Raw genomic sequence first — 22,403 nt, forward strand, 5'->3', positions numbered from 1 at the left:
TGAATCATGAACCGGACACTACGCATCACCTATTCGCTGTCGTTCCTGGGCTTGCTGACCGGGCTCGGTGCCTGGTCGGTGGGTGGCCTGGAGAGCTTCAACCGTACCGAGCAGATGACCCTGCTCAACGGCAAGCTGGCCAAGGCCGCCGAGACCCACTACGACGAGCAGTTCCCGATCAAGCGCATCGGCACCAACCTGTGGGCAGCCCTGGACTTCAAGCTGTTCAACGAAGGCCGCCCGGGCGTCGTGCTGGGCCGCGACCAGTGGCTGTTCACCGACGAGGAGTTCAAGCCCACCGCCGGCGCCGAGCAACTGATGCAGGAGAACCTGGCACTGATCCGCGGCGTGCGTGACACCCTGCAGCGCCACGGCACCCAGTTGGTACTGGCGATCGTCCCCGCCAAGGCGCGGGTCTACTCGGAGTACCTGGGCAAGGCCCTGCCGGCCAGCCTGCACAACGACCTGTACAACCAGTTCCACGCCCAGGCCCGCCAAGCCGGCGTATTCGCCCCGGACCTGATGGCACCGCTGGAGCAGGCCAAGGCCCGCGGCCAGGTGTTCCTGCGCACCGACACCCACTGGACGCCCATGGGCGCCGAAGTTGCGGCCCAGGCCCTGGCCGAGGCGGTATCGCGCCAGAACCTGCTCAATGGCGACCCGCAACAGTTCATCACCGAGGCCGGTGGCACCAGCCCGTACAAGGGCGACCTGACCAACTTCCTGCCGCTCGACCCGCTGTTCAGCAACCTGTTGCCGAGCCCGGACAGCCTGCAGCAACGCACCACCCGGCCGGCCGAGGCCGCGGCTGAATCAGGCGATGCCCTGTTCGCCGAAACCCAGATCCCGGTGGCGCTGGTGGGCACCAGCTACAGCGCCAACCCGCACTGGAACTTCCTCGGCGCCCTGCAACAGGCATTGCGCAGCGATGTGGCCAACTACGCCGAAGACGGCCATGGCCCGCTGCTGCCGATGCTCAAGTACCTGCAGAGCGACGCCTTCAAGGACAACGCCCCGCAAGTGGTGGTGTGGGAATTCCCGGAACGTTATCTGCCAATGAAGAACGACCTCAGCGCATTCGATCCGCAGTGGATCGCGCAGCTGAAGAACACCCGCAAGACCGAAGAAAACCTGGCCCTGTCGTCCAATCGGACGGTTCACTGAAGAGGACATGCACATGACCAACAAACCTTCCTTCGCCAAAGCGTTCACCCTCGCGGCAGGCCTGTCCCTGCTCTCCCTGCAGGCCCTCGCCGGCGCCGATGCCGCGCTGTATGGCCCGAGCGCACCGAAGGGCTCGACCTTCGTGCGCCTGTACAACGCCGCAAGTGCCCCGGCCGCCGCGTCTGTGGGCAACACCCAGATCAAGCAGGTCGGCGCCCAGGCCAGCAGCGACTTCAGCTTCCTGCCAGGCGGTGACTACACCGCCCAGGTCGGCGGCAAGAGCGTCCCGGTCAAGCTGGCCGCGGACAAGTACTACACCCTGGTCAACAACGCCAGCGGCACCCCGCAGTTGATTGAGGAGCCACCGTTCAAGAACAAGCAGAAGGCCCTGGTGCGGGTACAGAACCTCACCGACCAGCCGCTGACCCTCAAGACCGCCGACGGCAAGACCGAAGTGGTCAAGACCGTGGCCGCCAACGGCCGCGGCGAGCGCGAGATCAACCCGGTCAAGGTCAACCTGGCCCTGTACGAAGGCGACAAGAAGGTCAGCGACCTCAAGCCTGTCGCCCTCGAGCGCGGCGAAGCGGCGGTGCTTTATGTCACCGGTTCCGGCAGCAGCCTGTCGCCGGTCTGGGTCACCCGCCCAGTCGCCAGCAACTGATCCAAGCCCCTATCGACCTTTTGGAGAAACATCATGATTCCGGTAATTCTTTCTGGTGGTAGCGGTTCGCGTCTGTGGCCTCTGTCGCGCAAGCAGTTCCCCAAGCAGTTCCTGGCCCTGACCGGTGAACACACCCTGTTCCAACAGACCCTCCAGCGCCTGGTGTTCGAAGGCATGGACACCCCCATCGTGGTGTGCAACAAGGACCACAAGTTCATCGTCCAGGAGCAGTTGGCCGGCCTGAACCTCCAGACCCAGGGCCTGCTGATGGAACCCTTCGGCCGCAACACCGCCCCGGCGGTGGCCATGACTGCCATGAAACTGGTCAACGAAGGCCGTGACGAGCTGATGCTGGTACTGCCGGCCGACCACGTGATCGAGGACCAGAAAGCCCTGCAGCGTGCCCTGGCCCTGGCCACCGTGGCGGCCGAGCGCGGCGAGATGGTGCTGTTCGGCGTGCCGGCGACCAAGCCCGAGACCGGCTATGGCTACATCCGCTCCAGCCAGGACGCCCTGCTGCCCGAAGGCGTGGCGCGGGTGGCGCAGTTCGTCGAGAAGCCTGACGAGAAGCGTGCCAACGAGTTCGTCCGTGCCGGTGGCTACTTCTGGAATAGCGGCATGTTCCTGTTCCGCGCCAGCCGCTTCCTCGAAGAGCTGAAGAAGCATGACCCGGATATCTATGACACCTGCCTGCTGGCCCTGGAGCGCAGCGAGGAAGACGGCGACGCCCTGAGCATCGATGCCGCCACCTTCGCCTGCTGCCCGGACAATTCCATCGACTACGCGGTGATGGAGAAGACCCAGCGTGCCTGCGTGGTGCCGCTGTCGGCCGGCTGGAGCGACGTGGGTTGCTGGTCGTCGCTGTGGGAAGTGCACGACAAGGACGCCGACGGCAACGTCACCAAGGGCGACGTGGTGGTGCAGGACAGCCGCAACTGCATGATCCATGGCAACGGCAAGCTGGTGTCGGTGATCGGCCTGGAGAACATCGTCGTGGTCGAGACCAAGGACGCCATGATGATCGCCCACAAGGACAAGGTCCAAGGCGTCAAACAGCTGGTCAACACCCTCGACCAGCAGGGCCGCAGCGAAACCCAGAACCACCTGGAGGTGTACCGCCCGTGGGGCTCGTACGACTCGGTGGACATGGGTGGCCGCTTCCAGGTCAAGCACATCACCGTCAAACCGGGCGCGAGCCTGTCGCTGCAGATGCACCACCACCGCGCCGAGCACTGGATCGTGGTATCGGGTACGGCCGAGGTGACCTGCGACGAGAACGTGTTCCTGCTCACCGAGAACCAGTCGACCTACATCCCCATCGCATCGATCCACCGCCTGCGCAACCCGGGCAAGATCCCGCTGGAGATCATCGAAGTGCAGTCCGGCAGCTACCTGGGCGAGGACGACATCGAGCGCTTCGAGGATGTCTACGGGCGTACTTCCACGCCCATGGAGCGTGGGGTGTCGGTGAAGACCATCGCGCAGTGAAGCAAGACCCTGGGGCCGCACTGCGGCCCTTTCGCGGCACAAGGCCGCTCCTACGGAATGCGAACGATGTAGGAGCGGCCTTGTGCCGCGAAAGGAGGGTAATGCCCTCCCGCTTTTGAGCCCTCCCCGTTTTCCAGCTAGGATGACCTGACCCGCTGCAACAAGGTCTACCTCGCGATGCTCATCGGCGCCCTGCTCATCCTCACCTGGTTGGTACTGCTGCTGCGCTACCCGGCCAAGGCCTTGCCGATTTCCCTGGCCGCCGTGCTCGGCCTAGGAGTGGTGGCGCTGTGGGTGGTCTGGCAGGACACCCGCGAAGCCTCCCAGCTGGCACGCCTGGACCTGCGCCTGGCCTACGCCCCCGACCAGTGCCCCGCCGATCGCGCCCTACAGGTGCGCATGAAGAACGGCAACGATGTTCCCCTGGTCGAGTTGCGCTGGCGCGTCGCTGCCTATACCCCGGGCGATACCGTCAACCTGGCCGAGAACACCTACAACGCCCCGCGCTACCGCGGCCCCGGCGAACTGCAGCCCGGCGCCACGTGGACCGACTGCCTGCCCCTGCCACCGCTGCGCGCCGGGTATCGCCCGCAGACACTGGAGTTCCGGGCCGAGCATCTGCAAGGTACATTCGCCAATTGATCCGCCGCCAATACCTCCCTTCCTTGATGACAGGCCTTCCCCATGCCCACTGTCCTGATCACCGGTTGTTCCAGCGGCATCGGCCGCGCACTGGCCGAAGCCTTCCGCGACGCCGGCCACGAAGTCTGGGCCACCGCCCGCAAACCCGAAGATGTCGAACAACTGGCCGCCGCCGGCTTCGCCGCCCGGCAACTGGACGTGAACGACGCCGAGGCCCTGGCACGCCTGGCCGAGGAGCTGGAAGATCGCCACGGCAGCCTCGATATCCTGGTCAACAATGCCGGCTATGGCGCCATGGGCCCTTTGCTCGATGGTGGTGTCGAAGCCATGCGCCAGCAGTTCGAAACCAACGTCTTCGCCGTGGTCGGCGTGACCGGCGCGCTGTTCCCGCTGTTACGCCGCGCCCGGGGCCTGGTGGTGAACATCGGGAGCGTTTCGGGCGTGCTGGTCACTCCGTTCGCCGGTGCCTATTGCGCCTCCAAGGCAGCCGTGAACGCGCTCAGCGATGCCCTGCGCCTGGAGCTGGCACCGTTCGGCATCCGGGTGATGGAGGTGCAGCCGGGGGCGATCGCCTCGCAGTTCGCCAGTAACGCCCAGCGCCGGGCGGATGAGGTACTGGCCGCAGACTCGCCGTGGTGGCCGTTGCGTGAGTACGTCCAGGCGCGGGCCCGGGCTTCGCAGGACAAGCCCACGCCAGCTGCGGTGTTCGCCCAAGGGGTACTGGCGGCTACCGGCAAGACCCCGACGCCCGCACTGGTGCGCCTGGGCAATGGCAGCACGGCCCTGCCGCTGCTGGCCCGGGTGGTGCCGCGGCGGTTGCTGGACAAGGTGCTGCGCAAGCGGTTCGGGTTGCTGCGCCCTCTGTGACATTTTTAGGGGCGCTTTGCGCCCTTTCGCGGCAGCTCCCACGCGAACCTGTAGGAGCGGGCTTGTCCCGCGATAGGGCCGCGCAGCGGCCCCCTACACCGGCTCGTCGAACGCCTGCCACCCACCGCCCAACGCCTTGTACAGCCCCACCAATGCCTGGGACACGGCCGCCGAACTGTCGATCCACTGCTCTTCGCTGGCCAGCAGCGCGCCTTGCACACTCAACACATTGAGGAAGTCCACCGCCCCTTCCACATATTGACGCTGCGCGGTCTCCAGCGCGATGCGGTTCTGCGCCACCGCTTCGGCCAGATGATCACGACGCAACTGGCTGGCGTTGTACAAACGCAGCACATCGTCGATCTCGTGCCACGCCGCCAACACCACCTTGCGGTAGTTCAGCGCCGCCTCCTGCTGCTGGGCCTCGCGCAATTGCAGGGTGCCTTTCAAACGCCCACCTTCGAAGATCGGTAACGACAGCTGCGGCCCGAAAGCGAAACGCCGAGCATCCCAGGCGCCGAAATCGGAGAGCTGCATGGCCTGGAACCCGACACTGCCCGACAACCGGATACTGGGGTAGAAATCGGCCTTGGCCACGCCGATGCTGGCGGTGGCCGCATGCAGGCGCGCCTCGGCCTGACGGATGTCCGGGCGACGCTCGGCCAGCTCCGAAGGCAGGCCGATGGCGAACGACTGGCGCGGCGCCGGCAGCTCGCCAGTGGCCAGCAACTGGCGTTGCAGACTGCGCGGCGGCTCGGCGGCGAGCAGGCTCAGGGCGTTGATCAGGTCGTCACGCCGGGCTTCCAAGGTGGGCAGACGGGCCTCGATGGAGGCCACCTGGGCGCTGGCCTGGGCCACGTCCAGGCGCGTGGCGACGCCTTCGGCCTGGCGATCCTGGGAAAGCTTGAGGCTATGCCGGGCGACCTTGAGGTTGTCGTGGGTGATCTGCAAGGTGTGTTGCACCGCACGCAGCTGGATATAGTCACCAGCCGTTTCGGCCAGCAGCGCCAGCAGCACGCCACGACGATCGTTCTCGGCCACTTCCACCGTGGCATCGGCGGCCTCCACCTGTCGGCGCACCCGTCCCCAGAGGTCCAGCTCCCAGCCTGCCACCAGGTCGCCCTGCCACAGATTGAAGGCCGACTTGCCCGCCTTGCCGGACGGGTCGTTCAGGCCTTCGGCACTGTTGCGCGCACGGCTGTAGCCGGCATTCATGTCCACCGAGGGCACCTCGTCGGCAGCCACGGTACTGCGCAAGGCACGGCTTTGCAGCAGGCGTGCGCTGGCCATCTGCAGGTCGAGATTGCGCTCGGCCACGCGCTGGATCAGCGCGCTCAGCGGGGCATCGTGGAAGCTGTCCCACCAGCGCAGCTGCAGAGGGTCGCCAGTGGGCTGGCTGGCAGCGGCCTCGCCCTGCACCGGCGACCACGCCTGCGGTGCCTGACTGTCAGGGCGCTGGAAGTCCGGGCCCAGGGTGCAGCCGGCCAGCAGCACCGCCAGCAACAAGGGGCTCAAGCGGGATGCAGGTTTCATCGCGCGCTCACCTCTTTGCCTTCGAGCGTGTCGCCGTGGGTGTCGATGGTCGCTACCACCGACATGCCGACCCGCAGGCGTTCGAGCAGCGGCTGGCCGTCATCGAAGACGATCTTCACCGGAATGCGCTGGACCACCTTGGTGAAGTTGCCGGTGGCGTTGTCCGGCTTCACCGCAGCGAAGGTCACGCCGGTGGCTGGGGCAATGCTCTGGACGTGACCACGCAGTGTTTCGCCGGAGAAGGTATCGACACTGATGCTCACCGGCTGACCGGGTTGCACGTGGGTCAGCTGGGTTTCCTGGAAGTTGCCGACCACATAGGCCTGTTGCAGCGGCACCACCGACAGCAGGCGCGCGCCCGGGTTGACGTAGGCGCCCACGCGCAGGGCGCGCTCGCCGACCATGCCGTCCACCGGGGCGGTGATCTGGGTGTAGGAGAGGTCCAACTGGGCTTTCTCGAGCCCTGCCTCGGCACGCTTGAGCTGGCCGTCGGCACTGGCCACCTGGGCGCTGAGGATATCCACCTGTTTGCGCGTGGCCACCAGCGCCGCCTGGGCATTGGCCAGGCGTGCACGGGCCTGGTCGACCCGGCTGCGCGCCTGCTGGGCATTCTGCACGGTGCCGGCGCCCTGCTCGGCCAGACGGCTGTAGCGCTTGACCTCATGCTCGGCGAAGGCCATCTCGGCCTGCGCCGCCTTCACCGCAGCCTCGGCCTGGGCGATCAGCGAGCCCTGACGCTCCAGGGTGGCGCGAGCATCGGCGCTCTGCGCCTTGGCCACCAGCAGCTGGGCCTGGGCGGCATCCAGGGCGGCCTGGTAGTCACGGGCATCGATGGTCGCCAGCAACTGCCCGGCCTTGACCTGCTGGTTGTCCTCGACCAGCACTTGCTTGATGAAACCGGCAACCTTGGGCGCGACCACGGTGTAGTCGGCGGTCACGTAGGCGTCGTTGGTGCTCTGCTCGTGGTCGCTGCCCAGCATCCAGGGCATCACCAGGGCAGCGAGCAGGGCCACGGCCAGTGCCGAGCCGATCACGAGGGTCTTGCGATTGTTCGTCATTTCAGTGGTCTCGAATTTCATCCAGGGCTCAGGCCACCGCACGCGGTGGATAGACCCGGGTAGGCACGAAAGGAATCAGGCAGATCAGGGCCACGGCGATGCCGGCAAGGACCAGGTACAGGTCGGCCGAGGTCAGTACCAGGGCCTGTTCATGGATGCGCTTGGCCAGGCCGGCAGCGTTGTCGTCGACCAGCGGGGCGTTGCCCAGGCTGTCCACCAGGTGGTTGGAATGAAAATGTCGGCGCAGGGTGCCGAGGGCGTCCAGCAGGCCGGCAGCGACCACCGAGGCCAGGCCCTTGACGGTGTTGAACCAGCTCGAGGCGAACGGGCCTTCCTGCGGCGTCATGCCATTGGTGGACAGCATCAGCAGCGGCAGCACGGCCATCGGCTGGCCGAACACCTGCAGCAGGTAGAACGGATAGAAGTCGCCCCGGATCCATTGCGAGGTCAAAAGGCTGCTGCCCACGCAGCTCAGCGCCAGCATGCCCAGGCCCACGGCCAGTACCCAGCGGCAGTCCACCGCGCGGATGTTGCACAGCGCGGCCGTCAGCGGCAGGGCGATCAACTGCGGCATGGCCACCAGCAGCATCAATGGGCTGGTCTGCGCCGGGCGGTAACCCTGGATCTGCGCCAGGTACGCCGAAGGGATGCTGCCTACGCCCGACAGCACGATCAACACGCCGGCCAACGTGACCAAGGCAAAGCTCAGGTTGCGGCGCGACAACAGGCGCAGCTGGAAGAACGGCAGCGGCTCGGACCATTCGTTGTACATGAACAGCACCAGCAACAGCAGGCCACCGCCCAACAACCAGCAGATCAGCAGCGAGTCGAACCAGCCCCAGCGGTCACCCAGCGACAGGCCCAAGACGATGCAACTGATGGCCGGCAGGCCAAGCACCACGCCACGCCAGTCGAACTGCTTGAAACGCTCCAGGCGCAGGGGGTCCTGGGGCAGGCCCCAGCCGACGCAGAACATGGCCAGGCCCGACGGCAGGATGATCTGCCAGAAGGCCCACTGCCAACCGACGTACTCGGTCCACAGGCCCGCCAAGGGCGTGCCCAGGTTGGGGCCGAAGGTGGCCGTCAGGGCGTAGCAGGCCAGGCCGTAGACTTTGATGCCCGGCGGCAGAAAACGCAGCGCCACGGTCATCAGCATCGGCGGCAGGGCGCCAGAGGCCAGGCCCTGGACGATACGCAGCAGCATCAGGCTATGCAGGTTGGGAGCGAAAGGTTGTACCAGGCCAAGCACGGCGAACACGCCGATGGCGCACAAAGTGAAGCGACGCAGGGAAAACGTGCCGGCCATCCACGGCGCGAAGGCCATGGCCGAGACCGAGGCCGCCGAATACACCGCCAGCAGCCAGGCTCCCTCGTCGGCGCCGATGCCCATGGCACCGCGGATATCGGCCAGGGAAATCTTCGTCACCGCCTCGTTGAGGCCGGCACAGAGCACCGCCAGCAGCACGCCGAACAGCCCGACCACCACCCGTAGGCCGAACGCCGTTTGCGCCGGGGCGGCTGGCGCAGGGGCAGCGGCGACCGCAGAAACAGGCGCGGACAGGGAACTCATGGGCAGACATCTCCAGCAACAATTTAGAGCAGAGGAGAAGTCTAAAAAGGTCGAATGCTGACGAAAACTGACTTATTGGCAGTTTTAAGTTGCGTCAGGCGCAATCCATGCCAAGAGCTTACCGCCCCCATCGCGGGACAAGCCCGCTCCCACAGGTACCGTGCCGTTTTAGAAAGCCGTAGAGAATATGTAGGAGCGGGCTTGTCCCGCGATGGGCGCACAGCGCCCCTCTTCACGGATCGACGCTGCAACAGGCCTTCAGCGTCTGGCGCAACCAGCGATGCGCCGGGTCGTTCTGAAAGCGCGGGTGCCATGCCTGCATGACGGTCACCTGCTCGAGCGGCAATGGGATCTGGAACGAGCGCAGCGGCAGCCCCAGCTTGTTCACGCTATTGAGGATGTTGGCCGGCATCGGCAGGAGCAGGTCCGAATCGGGTAGCGAAAACATCGCCGAGTGGAAACTTGGGGTGATCAACGCCACGCGCCGCTGCACCTTGTGGTTGGCAAGCTCCATATCGATCGGCCCGTTGGCCCGGCCACGTCGCGAAACGCTGATTTGCGGGTAGGCGGCGAAGCGTTCAGGCGTGATTTCGGCGTCGAAGATCGGGTGGTCGCGCCGGGCCAGGCCGATGTAGACGGTCTGGAACAAGCTCTGCACCTTGATCTCCGGCCCCAGGTCGATGGTCGAGCTGATGATCAGGTCGGTGCGCCCATCCCGCAGTACGCTGTCGTCATCCCCGCCTGGGCTCTCCGGGACGAACCGGAGCACGGTACGCGGCGCCTGCTCGTGCATCATGCGCAGCAACTGCGCGCCATACAGTGCGATGAACAGGTCGTTGGTGCGGATGTTGAAGGCCCGCTCCAGATTCGGCAGGTCGACGTCGTCACCACTGCGAAATACCTGACCGGCCTGCTCCACCAGGGCCGAGACCTGCTCGCGCAAGGCCTGCGCCCGGGGTGTGGGCACCAGGCCGCGACCGGCGCGGACCAGGATCGGGTCGCCCAGGGCATCGCGGATCCGGCCCAGGGTACGGCTCATCGCCGCCGGGCTCAGGTTCATGCGCCGGGCCGCACCGACCACACTGCCCTCGTCGAGCAGCGCATCGAGGGCGACGAGCAGGTTCATGTCTGGCAGTTGCATGGCCGTTTTCCGTGACAGCTGTAGGAAATGCGATGTTAGCAGGTTGGTGGATTGCGTCTGACGCAACGACGCCGTGCGTGGCAGGCCATTTATTCCCTGGCGCAAAGCTTGAACAATGGCCTGGCCCTCATCGCCGGCAAGCCGGCTCCCACAGGTGCTGCCCATGCAACGCAGGGCCGCTGGGAGCTGGCTTGCCAGCGGTTGGGCCGGAACTGCCAACCCAGCCTTTGCAGCCTGAAGGAACCCCCATGCCCCGCCCGGTCCTGATCGCCATCGACGCCTCCCCCGCCAGCCACACCCTGCTCGACCTCGCCCACCGCTACTGCCGCCCCGGCGAGCATGAACTGCATGTGCTGTTGGCCATCGACACGACCTTCGCCGTGCATGAGCGCCCGGCGAGCTACACCGAGCAGGAACAGGCGGAATACCCCGCCGCCTGCGAGGAGCAGCGCCTGGCCGAACAGGCCGTGGCCGGTGCCGTGCGCACCTTGCGCGAGGCAGGCTTCGATTGCCATGGCAGCGTGGTCGCCGCGGAGCCGGTCGATGCCATCGTCGAAAAAGCCCAGGCGCTGGCGTGCGAGTTGATCGTCATGGGCCACCGGCACCTGTCCAGGCTGGGGCGGTTGCTGGACCCTTCGGTCAGTGCGAAGGTGATCGATCGGGTGCAGGTGCCGGTGTTGGTGGGGGTGGTCTAGCGATTGGGGACGCGTTGCGCCCCTTTCGCGGCGCAAGGCCGCTCCTACAGAACGCTCGGCTTGACCACCACCGTGCAGGTCGTGCCCGCAGCCAGCAGGAAGCCGTCGGGCACTTCGTCGATGTGAATCCGCACCGGCACCCGCTGGGCCAGACGCACCCAGTTGAAGGTCGGGTTCACATCGGCAACCAGTTCGCGACTCTGCGGGTTGTCACGGTCGTAGATGCCCCGGGCGATACTCTCCACATGGCCCTTGATGCGCTCGCCGCTCATCATCTGCAGTTCGGCCTGGTCGCCCACCTTCACATGGGGCAGCTTGGTTTCCTCGAAGAAGCCGTACACCCAGAACGAGTGCTCGTCGACCACCGCCATCACCGCCTCGCCGGTGCGGGCGTAGTCCCCTTTGTGAACGTTCAGGTTGGTGACGTAGCCATCGACCGTGGCAATGATCCGCGTGCGCTTGAGGTTCAGCTCGGCGGCAGCCAGCTGGGCCTGGGCCTGCTGGTAGTCGGCCAGGGCGGCGCTGGCGATGTTGCTGGCGTCGTCGCGGTTTTCCTTGGAGATCACCAGGTTGTCCAGGTCGGCGCGGCGCTTGGCGTTGACCTTGCGCATCTCCCAGGTGGCCTTGCGCGAGGCGACCAGGGCCTTGGCCTGGTTCACCGCCAGCTGGTAATGCTCGGGGTCGATCTGAATCAGCAGGTCGCCCTTCTTCACCCGCTGGTTGTCCCGCACCGGCACGTCCACCACATAGCCCGGCACATCGGCGGCGACGTTGATGATGTCAGCGCGCACCCGGCCGTCACGGGTCCAGGGCGTGGTCATGTAATGCAGCCACAACTGGCGGCCGATCACCACGGCGCCCGCCAGCACCAGTAAGGTGGCGATCAGGCTGAAGAACTTTTTCATCGAAGGTTTCTCACCAATACAAGGACAGCGCCATGGCGCCGAAGAGGCAGATGAACAGGCACAGGCGCAGCAACGCCGGGTGCCAGAAGAAGCGGTAGCCGTCGATGCTCGCGATGAAGCGATCCAGGCCCCAGGCCAGGCCCGCGGCGAACAGGAACATCAAGGTCATGGAGGGCATGTACACGCCATGGAAGGCGATTTCGCGGGGCATGATTTCACGGAGCACGGTGCAGTCCTTTCGCCGGGGCCAACGGCGACTGTGGGTCGAGCAGGGAGGTACGGATGAAATGCAGGTAGCTCTGCACCCGGCGCAACACCGAGGTATCGAAGTGCCGGGCGAAGGGTTCGTCGGTGGCTTGCACGCGGCTGATGGCGTGGTCCACGGCCACCAGGGCGCGTTCGTGGTTGCTGGCGTTGGGCTGCAGGAACAACCGCGCCAGGGCCCGGCCCATGACGCGGATGGCCTGGCGCCAGGGTTGCGACTCGGCATAGGCCGGATGCACCGGCGCGCGCACCTGTTCCTTGCGCAACTCGATGATCGCGTGGCCGATCTCCAGCACGGTGAACATCCAGCGCATCAGTTCGCTCTGTACCTGGGGCTTGCCGGCGGCCAAGCCATAGGCCTGGTGCAGCAGATCTCGGGTGCGGCTTTCGAAGGCCGAGCCGAGCCCGCGCAGGCGCCCGGTGATGGCGAACAGCACCTGCTCGCGCAGGTCCTGCTCCAGGCGGCTCCAGAGCCAGCGGCTGTTGGGCGGCAGGATGATCGCCCCGGCGGCGGCGCAGACCAGCATGCCGATGACCATGCCGATGTAGTCGTTGATGAAGGTGTACGGGTTGTAGATCGTCAAGTTGTTGGGCACCGAGCCGATGGCGAAGAACACCAGCAGGCCGATGCCATAGCCTGCGTAGGCCGGGCGTGAGGACAGGAACGCGCCCAACACGAACACCGGCGCCAGCACAGCGCACAGCAGCGGGAAGCCGTCGATCCAGGGAAACACGAAGAAGGTTTCGAAAAAGCCGACGAAGGCGCCGATCATCGTCCCGCAGGCCATCTGGAACGACATGCGCTTGGGATTCGGCGAGGCGGCCGACAGGCCCACGGTCACTGTGGCGATCAGGGTCATCATGGCGCCGCTGGGCCAGTCGCTGAGCAACCAGTAGCTGCCCAGCAGCAACAGCACCGCCGAGGCCCGCACGCCGGCAGCCAGGGACACCAGCCAGTTGGTCTGGGCCACGTAGGGTTCGTCCCAGTGTTCGCGCTCATGGTTGTGCGCAGACAGCGAGGCGTGGGTCTGGGCGTAGCTGTACATCTCGTCGACGAAGCGGTACAGCAGCTCGAAGGCGGTGTGGAAGTCGAGCAGGTCGGCCTCGCTGGGGGCGGTCTGGACATACTCGGCGCGCAGCGTACGCACCTGGGCTTGCAAGCCCTCCTTGTAGGCGGCCAGTTCCAGGGTCAGGCGCAGTGCATCGGCATCGGTCAGTGCCCGCCCGACATAGGGCTCGAGCAGTTCGGCGAGCGTCGCCAGGCCCGGCTCGATGGCGCCGACGATCTGCAGCGTGCCGCGGGCGCGCAGGCGCTCGAGCAGGCGGTGCAAGGCATTGAAGCGCGTGGTGATGGCCATGAACTCGCTGTTCATGCGCACCAGCCGGCCCGAACGCCTGCGCATGTGCGGGTCTTCGAACGCGGTGACGTTACGCAGGCTTTCAAGGCCCACGGCCTCGGCGATGAAGCGTACATTGCTGGTCTCGAAGCGATCACGCTGGCTGTCGCCGCGCAGCGCTTCGACCACCACCCCGGCGAACACGCCAAAGCGCTGGTACAGCGCGTTACGCATGGCGGCGCTGGCCGACTGCGGCAGGATCGCGGCACTGACAGCGGTCGACACCAGAATCCCCAGGGAGATCTCCAGCACCCGCCATACCGCCGCCATGAACGCCTGGTCCGGGTGCTCGAGCACCGGCAGGCCGATCATCGCCGCGGTGTAGCCGGCCAGCACGAAGCCATAGGCGCGGAAGGTGCGATAGCGCATGGCACCAGCCGAACACAGGCCGACCCACAGGGCCAGGCTGGGCAGGAACAGCTCGGTGTTCTGCGGGAAGATCGCGATCAGCGCGACCATCATCGCCGAGCCGGCCAGGGTGCCGAGCACCCGGTAGAAACTCTTGGCGAACACATGCCCGCTTTGCGGCTGCATGACGATGAACACCGTGATCATCGCCGTACGCGGTTGCGGCAGCTCCAGGCGCATGGCCAGCCACAAGGTGACGAAGGCGGCGACCAGGATCTTGAAGATGTAGACCCAGGTCACGCCGTCGGTGCGCGCCCAGGCGAAGAAGCCCCGGCGCCACTCCAGGCTTTGCAGCCAGCGCAGGGGTAGGCTCGAGGTACTCATTCGGCGTGGCCTGGCGTGTCGAAGATGGCCAGCGTGGCAGGCGTTTTCGGGGCCGCCTGGCGCTGTTCGTCGGGCACGTCCCGACCGGCCTCCAGGCCCCCGCCCAGCGCGGTGACCAGCTCGGCATGGGCGGCCAGTTGCGCGGCCTGGACCTGCTGCTCGATCTGCTGCTGGCGGAACAGCAAGGTCTGGGCGTTGAGCACATTGAGGTAGTCGGTCAGGCCACGCTGAAAAGCGACCATGGCGATGTCGTAGGTCTTCCGCGCAGCGGCCACCGACTCGGCGGCGAAATGCGCCTGCTCCTTCATCGACTCGCGGCGGATCAGTTGGTCGGAGATGTTCTTCAGTGCACCGATCACGGTCTGGTTGTAACGGGCCACGGCGATGTCATAGCCCGCCGAGGCCGCGCCCAATTGCGAGCGCAGGCGGCCGCCATCGAAGATCGGCAAGCTGATTGCCGGGCCTACGTTGTAGTTGAACTTGCGCCCGGTGAGAAACTCCAGCGGGCCGCCACCAGTGGCCATGAAGCCCAGGCTGCCGACCAGGTCGACGTTGGGGAAGAAACCAGCATGGGCGACATCGATGCCACGGGCCTGTGCGGCCACCTGCCAGCGGCTGGCGACCACGTCGGGGCGCTGGCCGACCAGTTCGGCGGGCAGGTTCGAGGGCAGCTTCAGCGGTACGCCCAAGGCCAAGGTCGGGCGCTGGAGCTGCGCCCCCTCCCCTGGCCCTTTACCGGCCAAGGCGGCCAGCTGGTTGCGGGTCAGGGCGATTTCTTCGTTGAGGCTGTCGAGCTGGCGATGGGTCTCGGGCAGCGGCGCCTCGGCCTGGCTGACTTCGAAATGGGTGCCCAGGCCGCTGTCCAGGCGACGCTGGGCCAGCGCCAGGATCTGCTCCTGCTGCTCCAGTTCGGCCTTGACGATATCGCGCTGGGCGAAATGCAGGCTCAGCTGGATATAGGCGCGCACCACGTTGTTCACCAGCTCGAGCTGGGCCTGGCGGGCCTCGGCGACGCTCATGTGCGCTTGGTCCACGGCCTGTTCGCTGGCATTGCGCTCGCGGCCCCAGAGGTCCAGGGCGTAGCTGAAGCCGATGGCGGCGTTGTTATCCCAGGTGTTGGCCCCAGAGAGCGCGCCAGGGCCGTAGAACGGGTCCTCAGGCCAGTTATGGCGCTTGAGCGTGGCCTGGCCATCGGCCTGGAGCTTTTCCGCCGCTTCCACCACACCCGCCATGGCCTTGGCCTCGCGTACTCGCGCCGCAGCCATGGCCAGGCTCGGGCTGCCGGCCAGGGCCAGCGTGACCCAGCGGTCCAGCTGCGGGTCGCCGTAGGCGCGCCACCACTGCCGGGCCGGCCAATGGGCGTCGGTGGCCGCTTCGCGGATCGCATCGTCGGTGGTCAGGGTGTTGGCTTGCAGCGTCTTGCTTTGCGGGGCGATGCCCCAGGTTCCGATACAGCCGCTCAAGGTGAGGCTAAGGGCACAGGCACTGAGCGCATTCAGCGCTCTGATGATGCGACGCGGCACAGCTGCGATTTCCCGAGGAAGAGGTGGATGAGGCCGGGCAATTCTAGGGGGCGGTCGCACTGGCGATAAGCGTATATTCCTGCGAATCTTTGTTACCAAAACAGCGATAATCCGGCTTTAGTCTGAAGACCGCTTCGGTTACTTCATGTCACAATTTTGTCCTCTACCTTGAGAGTGACCCATGGACACCCTGCAAAACATGCGTGCTTTCAGTTGCGTGGCCCAGCTCGGCAGCTTCACTGCCGCCGCGGCGCAACTGGATACGACCACCGCGAACGTCTCGCGGGCGGTCTCCAACCTGGAAGCCCATCTGCAAACCCGGCTGCTCAACCGCACCACCCGGCGTATCGCCCTGACCGAGGCCGGCAAGCGCTACCTGATGCGCTGCGAACAGATCCTGACCTACGTCGAAGAGGCCGAGGCCGAGGCCAGCGACGCCCATGCCCGCCCCGCCGGCCAGTTGAAAGTGCACTCGATGACCGGCGTGGGCCAGCACTTCGTGGTCGATGCCATCGCCCGCTACCGCGACTCGCACCCGGACGTGACCTTCGACCTGACCATGGCCAACCGCGTGCCGGACCTGCTCGACGAAGGCTATGACGTGTCCATCGTGCTGGCCAGCGAACTGCCGGACTCCGGCTTCGTCTCCCAGCGCCTGGGCATTACCTACAGCATCGTCTGCGCATCGCCCGACTACGTGGCCAAGCATGGCACCGCGCACAAGCCCGCCGACCTGCTCAAGCATTCGTGTCTGCGCATGGTCAGCCCGGTGATTCCGCTGGAGAAATGGCTGTTCGACGGCCCGGAAGGCCAGGAAGTGGTCAACATCACCAGCTCGCCGTTCCAGGTGAACTCGGCCGATGCCATGAAGACCGCCATCCGCAGTGGCATGGGCGTGGGCGTGCTGCCGATCTATTCGGCCATCGACGGCCTGCGTGACGGCAGCATCGTACGGATCATGCCCGACTACCGCCTGCAGGAACTGAACCTGTATGCGATCTACCCGTCGCGCCAGTACCTGGATGCGAAGATCAAGACCTGGGTCGAGTACCTGCGCAACTCGCTGCCGGAGATCCTCGCGGCGCACGAGGCGGACCTCAAGACCCACGAGCTGTTGATCGCCAACTGAGAAAGCTGCTGCACGAGGACCAGAGACAATGGTAGGTTGCCGGTCACTCGTTCCAGGCAGTTGAACCTGGGGGGCTTTGCCCCCCATCGCGGCACAAGGCCGCTCCTACAGCTACAGCGCCCCCCTGTAGGAGCGGCCTTGTGCCGCGAAAGGGCCGCAATGCGGCCCCGTCTTCCTGCCTGACTCCGTTCCCCTGCCTTGCAGAGAAGTTGCCGATGAAAAAGACCGTCCTGGCCTTCAGCCGCATCACCCCGGCCATGGCCGAACGCCTGCAGCAAGACTTCAACGTGATCGTGCCCAACCCCAAGCTCGGTGACGTTGCCGCCCAGTTCAACGAAGCCCTGCCCGAGGCCCACGGCCTGATCGGCGTCGGTCGCAAGCTCGGCCGCGCGCAACTTGAGGGCGCGGCCAAGCTGGAGGTGGTGTCCAGCGTCTCGGTCGGCTACGACAACTACGACCTGGACTACTTCAACGAACGCGGCATCGCCCTGACCAACACCCCGGACGTACTCACCGAGAGCACCGCGGACCTTGCCTTCGCCCTGGTCATGGGGTGTGCTCGCCGGGTCGCCGAGCTGGACGCCTGGACCAAGGCCGGCCAGTGGCAGGCCACCGTCGGGTCGGCCCATTTCGGCAGCGATGTGCACGGCAAGACCCTGGGCATCGTCGGCCTGGGCAACATTGGTGCGGCCATTGCGCGCCGCGGCCGCTTCGGCTTCAACATGCAGGTGCTGTACAGCGGCAACAACCGCAAGCCGGCGTTGGAGCAGGAGCTGGGTGCCCAATACCGTAGCCTGGAGCAACTGCTGGCTGAAGCCGACTTCGTGTGCCTGGTGGTGCCGCTGTCACAGGCCACGCGCAAATTGATCGGCGCTCGCGAGCTGAAGCTGATGAAGCCCAGTGCGTTCCTGGTCAATGTGTCCCGTGGGCCGGTGGTGGACGAGGTGGCGTTGGTCGAGGCGTTGCAGAGCGGCACGATTCGCGGCGCCGGGTTGGACGTGTACGAGAAGGAGCCGCTGGCAGACTCGCCGCTGTTCAAGCTGCCCAACGCCCTGACCCTGCCTCACGTAGGCTCGGCCACCGCCGAAACCCGCGAGGCCATGGCCAACCGGGCGATCGACAACCTGCGGGCGGCGCTGCTGGGGGATCGGCCGCGTGACCTGGTGAACCCGCAGGTCTGGAAGGGCTGAGGCCTCGCAGATCCTGTGGGAGCGGGCTTGTCCCGCGATCAAGGGCGAAGCCCTTGCCATGCCACCCCGATGGCAGGGCCGGCCCAATCGCGGGACAAGCCCGCTCCCACCGGCTCCCGCTGTACCCTGCCCTCACCTGACAGCAACCGCATCGCCCACCTTGCTTGTCCTGGGCTTGCGAAACACCAGCACATTCCCCGCCATCACCGCCACCAGCCCCAACAGCGCCGACGCCGTCCACTGGTACCCTTCGGCCACCGCCGACACGTTCAACGCCACCAGCGGGAACAGCACCGTGCAATATGCCGCCCGCTCCGGCCCCATACGCCCCACCAACGTCAGGTAGGCGGTAAAACCGATCACCGAGCCCGGGATCACCAGGTACAGCAGCGAGCCGATATAGCGCGTGTTCCATTCCATGTCGAAGGGAATGCCGCTCGACAGGCAATAGACCGCCAGCATCGACGCACCGTATACCATGCCCCAGGCATTGGTGGTCATCGGCCTGAGGCCGGCCTTCTGCTGCAGGCTGGACAGCATGTTGCCTGCCGAGAAGCACAAGGTGCCAAGCAACGCCAAGCCCAGGCCATAGAGCGTCTGGCGGCTGGCGCCATGGCTGGCCAGCTCCGGCCAGAACAGCAACCCCAGGCCCAGCAACCCCAGCGCGCCACCGCCCACTACGTTGGCGGCGATGCGCTGGCCGAAGAAAATTCGCGCATTCAGGGCATTCCACAGGGTGGCGGTGGAAAACACCACGGCGATCAGCCCGCTGGCGATCCATTGGCTGGCGGTGAGGAAACACATGAAGTTGACGCAGAACAGGCACAGCCCCTGCGCCAGGCAGACCAGGTGCCCACGCCTGCCCATCGGCTGCAGGCGGCGGCTGAGCACAAGGACGGCGAACAGGATCAGGCCGGCCAGGGCGAAGCGGTAGACGATCGACACCGGGATGGCGACCACGCCCAACTGCAGTTTCAGGGCGATCCAGGTGGTGCCCCAGATCAGGACGGTGAGCAAATACAGCGACAGGTTCATGAGGTTTCTCCAGGCTACCTGAACGGGGCCGCGGTGCGGCCCTCGCCGGGTACCAGTCTCTGCTCGCTTTCGATTGCCCCGCTTGCACAAACTTGCGCTTTTCCCGCCACGGGGGCTGCCAGCCACCCAGCGCCGCAGTAGGATGGCGTCGAGAGGAATCGCCCATGACGCCACTGACCCAGCTGCAAGTCTTCAATGCCATGCACGCCTCGCCCCATGCCCGCCTGGAACTGAGCGCGCAGCTGGGTGACGGCCTGGCTGCAGCCTTGTGGAGCAACCGCAACGACGCCCGCGACTACCAGTCGCCCAGCCACCATACCCTGTCCTGCTACATCGCCGACGGCACTGGAATCTTCCGTCGCCAGCGCCCGGCGGACAAAGGCGCACCGGACAAGCTGTGCATCATGCCCGCCGGCCACGAATCCAACTGGGTAGTCAACGGTGCGGTCCGCCTGGCCCACCTGTACGTCAGCGAGGCACAGTTCGCCCTCGGCTGCATCCGCCTGCTCGACCGAGAACCCCGGGAGATGCAGTTGCAGGAGGCGACATTCCTCGACGACCCGCTACAGGCCCGACGCTTCCGCCAACTGGTAGCCATGGACTGGGACGAACCTGGCGAACGCCTGCTGGCCAGCAGCCTGGCCCATGAAATCATCGACCATGCCGTGCTCTGCCAGGCCGGGTTGCGCCAGGGGCTGCGCTTGAAAGGCGGGCTGGCGCCGCATCAACGTCGGCAACTGGTCGATTACATCGAAGCGCACCTGGAGCAGCCCATCACCCTGGGGGAGTTGGCCCTGCGCTGCAACCTGTCCGAATACCATTTCGCCCGCATGTTCCGCGCAAGCTTCGGCCTGCCGCCGCACCAGTACCTGCTGGCGCGGCGCCTGCACCGGGCCTGCGGGCTGCTGCGCCTGGGCCCGTTGCCGCTGGGCGAAGTGGCGCTGCTGTGTGGGTTCGCCAGTGCCAGCCATTTCAGCAACCGGTTTCGCCAGGCACTGGGGGCGACGCCTGGGGAATACAGGGCGGCGTTCAGTCGCTAAAGGTGCGATCGCGGGGCAAGTCGGACCGCCGCTCCCACAAGGGATGCGTATCACCGGCTCGCGGGCTGGATTTGCAACAGGAAATTTATTTTCCGGAGGGGGTTGATTTCGCTTCGCCGTTGCCTGACTTTAGAGTCAAGAGGCGAAGAAATTCCAAAGGCCTCAGTGGCCTAGGCGCGCCTCTTGCGAGCAAGCTGAATAAGGATTGAATCATGCAAATCCAGGTCAACAGCAGCAACCACATCGAAAGCAACATCCGGCTCAATGAGTGGGTCCGCAGTACGCTGGAAAGCAGCCTCGAACGCTACGAGGACGACCTTACCCGCATCGAGGTCCACCTGCGCGACGAGAACGGCACCAAGCCCGGCCCGCATGACAAACGCTGCCAGATGGAGGCTCGCCCGAAAGGCCATCAACCGATTTCCGTGACCCATACCGCCACTTCGTTGGACCAGGCGGTCGATGGCGCCGCCAGCAAGCTGAACAATGCGCTGGAACACTTCTACGGCAAGTTGCGCAGCAAACGTGGCGTGCTGCAGCTGAGTGACCCCGAAGCCTGACCCCCTGTAGGGCACGGCAACGCCCGGCTACATGCCGGGCGTTTTCGTTTCCGCTGGTCAGCCTTCCTGAACCAACCTGGCGTTCACCCGGTCAACCCCTGCAGTCATTCTTCGCAGACAACGACCATGCACAATCCATTCGACCAGATCAGCGACGCCTTCGCCCCCGACTATCGGGTCAACCTGAGTATCGAAAGCCTGGATGGCAGCATCATGCTCACGCTCTCGGACGACAATGGGGTAGCGGCCAAGCGGTTGATCACCCCCGCCCAGCGCAACGACCCGCAGCGCCTGCAGCGTGTCATCGACAGCATCCGCCTGGGCCTGGCCACGGACCACCACGGCAGCGCGGTTAAAATCCTGGCCAGCCTGCCACGCACACAGTCGCAGGCTGCCACGCATTCAGCGCGATAGCAGCAGGCTGTCTATGGCTCGCTCGAAGTCGGACAAGCGCAAGCCACGTACACGCGATGCCGGGTCGAAGGTGGCCGGTGCGTGGAAAAAGCCGACCAGCCCTTGGTCGTAGGTTGGGACTTCCTCGCGCTCGACCCAGTATTCAGCCTCCTCGACCAAGGTGCGGACACTCACCACTTCTTCGTCGATGACATCGGCGATTTCGTTGAGGTAGGTGGCGTCCGGATCAATGCCCAGGGGGAGAAAGAACGCGCTCAGGTATTGGCGGATCTCGTCGGTCAGCAGGTAGTCGTCAAAGCTCATGTTGATATCCAGGGCGGCGCGCAAACCTCACGCCCCCTTGGCGTGATCCCAGGCCGCGGCCACGCCCCGGATTTCACAACCCTGCCCGCCCCGACCGGCGTTAGCGGCATACCACCCTTACTTGCCGTCTTCCACTTCCTTGCCGTTGGCATCGAGCACCTTGGTGGAGGGATAGCGGTACGAGGCGTAACGCACCACCAGGATGGAAAACGCCAGCAACAGGATGCCACCGCACAGGTACAGCAGCCCAACGTCGGGTGCCTTGTGGTGCGAGACGTCGCCGATCAGCAGGCGGGTCAAGGCGGTGATCGCCACGTACAGCAGGAAGCGGATCGGCATGTGGTTGGTCTTGAAGTAGATCCCGACCATCGCCCCCAGCTCCAGGTAGATGAACAGCAGCAGGATGTCATCGACGCTGACCCCACCCTTGCCCAGCATGTCCAGGAAGGTCATCACCGCCGCGTAGGCCGTGATGGCACCGATGCCGAACAACGCCAGGTAGTGGAAACCCTCGACACACAGGTTGCCCAGCGAGTCGGCGGAGCCGTGCAGGCCCTTGCGCAGTTTTTCTGCCCATTTGATGTTCACGATGTTCGATTCCCCGATACGAGCTGAAGGATGATGCGTCACGCCTGTGACGCTTTTGCATGCAGTTAAAAGGCCAGGCCCTTGGCTTGGAAGGCGACCGATTGCCGCAAGGCACGCTAGTGGAAAAAAGGCCATCACCGTGGTTGCATCTGCATGGCCTGACCGGATACTGTATATGCATACAGCAAACCGCAACCCACAGCAAAAGGCACAGAGGTGATGAATGGCCGTCGAAGTGGTGTACCGCAGCAGCCGCGACCCGGAGCGCTTGTTCATGGATAAGGCCGAGGCAGACCGTCACGATAAAATGCTCGAACTGGCCGAGCGCCTGGCCGACGTGTTGCACAAGGCGGTGCCGTCGCTGACCGAGCAGCAGGTCGAGGAGGCCGGTATCTATATGGCCAAGAACCGCGATGTATTCGCCCGGGCGTTCAAGAACCAGCCGGATGCGTTGGCGGAACTGCTTGAGGGCGGTACGGAGTAGGGACTGGAGTGTGCAATTGC

At 65.5% G+C, this 22,403-nt stretch carries 23 protein-coding genes; 12 read left to right on the top strand and 11 right to left on the bottom strand.

Features of this window, described 5'->3' with window-relative positions:
- The first annotated feature begins 6 nt into the window (after nt 1–6).
- From AC1MHZ_RS10280 to AC1MHZ_RS10300, 5 genes are all read left to right on the top strand, one after another.
- Nucleotides 7–1,164, top strand: a complete 1,158-nt coding sequence (locus AC1MHZ_RS10280; RefSeq protein ID WP_482966316.1) for an alginate O-acetyltransferase — start codon at nt 7–9, stop codon at nt 1,162–1,164.
- Between the two features lie 7 nt (nt 1,165–1,171).
- Nucleotides 1,172–1,825 carry an alginate O-acetyltransferase AlgF gene (locus AC1MHZ_RS10285; protein ID WP_253249338.1) on the top strand — a complete coding sequence of 218 codons (654 nt, stop codon included), beginning with the start codon at nt 1,172–1,174 and terminating at the stop codon, nt 1,823–1,825.
- Between the two features lie 33 nt (nt 1,826–1,858).
- The gene (locus AC1MHZ_RS10290; protein ID WP_084857154.1) at nt 1,859–3,313 is read left to right on the top strand and encodes a mannose-1-phosphate guanylyltransferase/mannose-6-phosphate isomerase; all 1,455 of its coding nucleotides are present in this window, start codon (nt 1,859–1,861) and stop codon (nt 3,311–3,313) included.
- Nucleotides 3,314–3,490: 177 nt separating this feature from the next.
- Complete coding sequence (locus tag AC1MHZ_RS10295) at nt 3,491–3,955, top strand: multidrug transporter (RefSeq protein ID WP_368829358.1); 465 nt, start codon at nt 3,491–3,493, stop codon at nt 3,953–3,955.
- A 42-nt stretch (nt 3,956–3,997) separates the two neighbouring features.
- Nucleotides 3,998–4,822, top strand: coding sequence for an SDR family oxidoreductase (locus AC1MHZ_RS10300; protein ID WP_482966317.1), 825 nt, complete (start codon nt 3,998–4,000; stop codon nt 4,820–4,822).
- 93 nt (nt 4,823–4,915) lie between these two features.
- On the opposite strand, the gene AC1MHZ_RS10305 is transcribed toward AC1MHZ_RS10300, so the two are convergent.
- The 4 genes from AC1MHZ_RS10305 to AC1MHZ_RS10320 form a co-directional block, all read right to left on the bottom strand.
- The gene (locus AC1MHZ_RS10305; protein WP_465001733.1) at nt 4,916–6,355 is read right to left on the bottom strand and encodes an efflux transporter outer membrane subunit; all 1,440 of its coding nucleotides are present in this window, start codon (nt 6,353–6,355) and stop codon (nt 4,916–4,918) included.
- Nucleotides 6,352–7,413 (bottom strand): HlyD family secretion protein, encoded by a 1,062-nt coding sequence (locus AC1MHZ_RS10310; protein WP_482966318.1) that lies wholly within the window; start codon nt 7,411–7,413, stop codon nt 6,352–6,354. Before AC1MHZ_RS10310 ends, AC1MHZ_RS10305 begins: the two co-directional genes overlap by 4 nt.
- 28 nt (nt 7,414–7,441) lie before the next feature.
- Nucleotides 7,442–8,983 (bottom strand): MFS transporter, encoded by a 1,542-nt coding sequence (locus tag AC1MHZ_RS10315; protein WP_084857147.1) that lies wholly within the window; start codon nt 8,981–8,983, stop codon nt 7,442–7,444.
- Nucleotides 8,984–9,215: 232 nt separating this feature from the next.
- Entirely contained in the window at nt 9,216–10,124 is a 909-nt protein-coding gene (locus AC1MHZ_RS10320; RefSeq protein WP_084857144.1) for a LysR family transcriptional regulator, read from the bottom strand.
- Between the two features lie 248 nt (nt 10,125–10,372).
- Here AC1MHZ_RS10320 and AC1MHZ_RS10325 point away from each other — a divergent pair, with 248 nt between their 5' ends.
- Entirely contained in the window at nt 10,373–10,819 is a 447-nt protein-coding gene (locus tag AC1MHZ_RS10325) for a universal stress protein (RefSeq protein ID WP_084857142.1), read from the top strand.
- A 44-nt stretch (nt 10,820–10,863) separates the two neighbouring features.
- Here AC1MHZ_RS10325 and AC1MHZ_RS10330 read toward each other — a convergent pair whose 3' ends face one another.
- Genes AC1MHZ_RS10330 through AC1MHZ_RS10345 form a run of 4 tightly spaced genes read right to left on the bottom strand, consistent with a single transcriptional unit; the run spans nt 10,864 to nt 15,640 of the window.
- The gene (locus AC1MHZ_RS10330; protein ID WP_084857140.1) at nt 10,864–11,724 is read right to left on the bottom strand and encodes an efflux RND transporter periplasmic adaptor subunit; all 861 of its coding nucleotides are present in this window, start codon (nt 11,722–11,724) and stop codon (nt 10,864–10,866) included.
- A 10-nt stretch (nt 11,725–11,734) separates the two neighbouring features.
- Complete coding sequence (locus tag AC1MHZ_RS10335; RefSeq protein ID WP_084857307.1) at nt 11,735–11,935, bottom strand: DUF1656 domain-containing protein; 201 nt, start codon at nt 11,933–11,935, stop codon at nt 11,735–11,737.
- A gap of 4 nt (nt 11,936–11,939) precedes the next feature.
- Entirely contained in the window at nt 11,940–14,117 is a 2,178-nt protein-coding gene (locus AC1MHZ_RS10340) for an FUSC family protein (protein WP_482966319.1), read from the bottom strand.
- The gene (locus AC1MHZ_RS10345) at nt 14,114–15,640 is read right to left on the bottom strand and encodes an efflux transporter outer membrane subunit (RefSeq protein WP_482966320.1); all 1,527 of its coding nucleotides are present in this window, start codon (nt 15,638–15,640) and stop codon (nt 14,114–14,116) included. Before AC1MHZ_RS10345 ends, AC1MHZ_RS10340 begins: the two co-directional genes overlap by 4 nt.
- Before the next feature lie 181 nt (nt 15,641–15,821).
- Here AC1MHZ_RS10345 and AC1MHZ_RS10350 point away from each other — a divergent pair, with 181 nt between their 5' ends.
- The gene (locus tag AC1MHZ_RS10350) at nt 15,822–16,769 is read left to right on the top strand and encodes a LysR family transcriptional regulator (RefSeq protein ID WP_084857133.1); all 948 of its coding nucleotides are present in this window, start codon (nt 15,822–15,824) and stop codon (nt 16,767–16,769) included.
- A gap of 215 nt (nt 16,770–16,984) precedes the next feature.
- Entirely contained in the window at nt 16,985–17,959 is a 975-nt protein-coding gene (locus AC1MHZ_RS10355; protein ID WP_368829361.1) for a 2-hydroxyacid dehydrogenase, read from the top strand.
- Between the two features lie 132 nt (nt 17,960–18,091).
- Here AC1MHZ_RS10355 and AC1MHZ_RS10360 read toward each other — a convergent pair whose 3' ends face one another.
- Nucleotides 18,092–18,994 carry a DMT family transporter gene (locus AC1MHZ_RS10360; RefSeq protein ID WP_084857130.1) on the bottom strand — a complete coding sequence of 301 codons (903 nt, stop codon included), beginning with the start codon at nt 18,992–18,994 and terminating at the stop codon, nt 18,092–18,094.
- Nucleotides 18,995–19,158: 164 nt separating this feature from the next.
- Between AC1MHZ_RS10360 and AC1MHZ_RS10365 the strand changes: the two genes are divergently transcribed.
- The 3 genes from AC1MHZ_RS10365 (at nt 19,159) to AC1MHZ_RS10375 (ending at nt 21,008) form a co-directional block, all read left to right on the top strand.
- Nucleotides 19,159–20,034, top strand: a complete 876-nt coding sequence (locus AC1MHZ_RS10365) for a helix-turn-helix domain-containing protein (protein ID WP_084857128.1) — start codon at nt 19,159–19,161, stop codon at nt 20,032–20,034.
- 212 nt (nt 20,035–20,246) lie between these two features.
- Nucleotides 20,247–20,594, top strand: coding sequence for an HPF/RaiA family ribosome-associated protein (locus tag AC1MHZ_RS10370; RefSeq protein WP_084857125.1), 348 nt, complete (start codon nt 20,247–20,249; stop codon nt 20,592–20,594).
- 126 nt (nt 20,595–20,720) lie between these two features.
- The gene (locus AC1MHZ_RS10375; RefSeq protein ID WP_084857123.1) at nt 20,721–21,008 is read left to right on the top strand and encodes a DUF3509 domain-containing protein; all 288 of its coding nucleotides are present in this window, start codon (nt 20,721–20,723) and stop codon (nt 21,006–21,008) included.
- On the opposite strand, the gene AC1MHZ_RS10380 is transcribed toward AC1MHZ_RS10375, so the two are convergent.
- Complete coding sequence (locus AC1MHZ_RS10380; protein WP_143515213.1) at nt 20,997–21,311, bottom strand: hypothetical protein; 315 nt, start codon at nt 21,309–21,311, stop codon at nt 20,997–20,999. The genes AC1MHZ_RS10375 and AC1MHZ_RS10380 overlap by 12 nt on opposite strands.
- Nucleotides 21,312–21,428: 117 nt before the next feature.
- Nucleotides 21,429–21,899: a phosphate-starvation-inducible protein PsiE gene (locus tag AC1MHZ_RS10385; RefSeq protein WP_084857119.1), complete on the bottom strand. Its 471-nt coding sequence runs from the start codon at nt 21,897–21,899 to the stop codon at nt 21,429–21,431.
- 223 nt (nt 21,900–22,122) lie between these two features.
- Here AC1MHZ_RS10385 and AC1MHZ_RS10390 point away from each other — a divergent pair, with 223 nt between their 5' ends.
- Nucleotides 22,123–22,383 (top strand): YebG family protein, encoded by a 261-nt coding sequence (locus AC1MHZ_RS10390; RefSeq protein WP_224457978.1) that lies wholly within the window; start codon nt 22,123–22,125, stop codon nt 22,381–22,383.
- Nucleotides 22,384–22,403: the final 20 nt, after the last annotated feature.

Source organism: Pseudomonas sp. FA-1 (genome assembly GCF_056856075.1).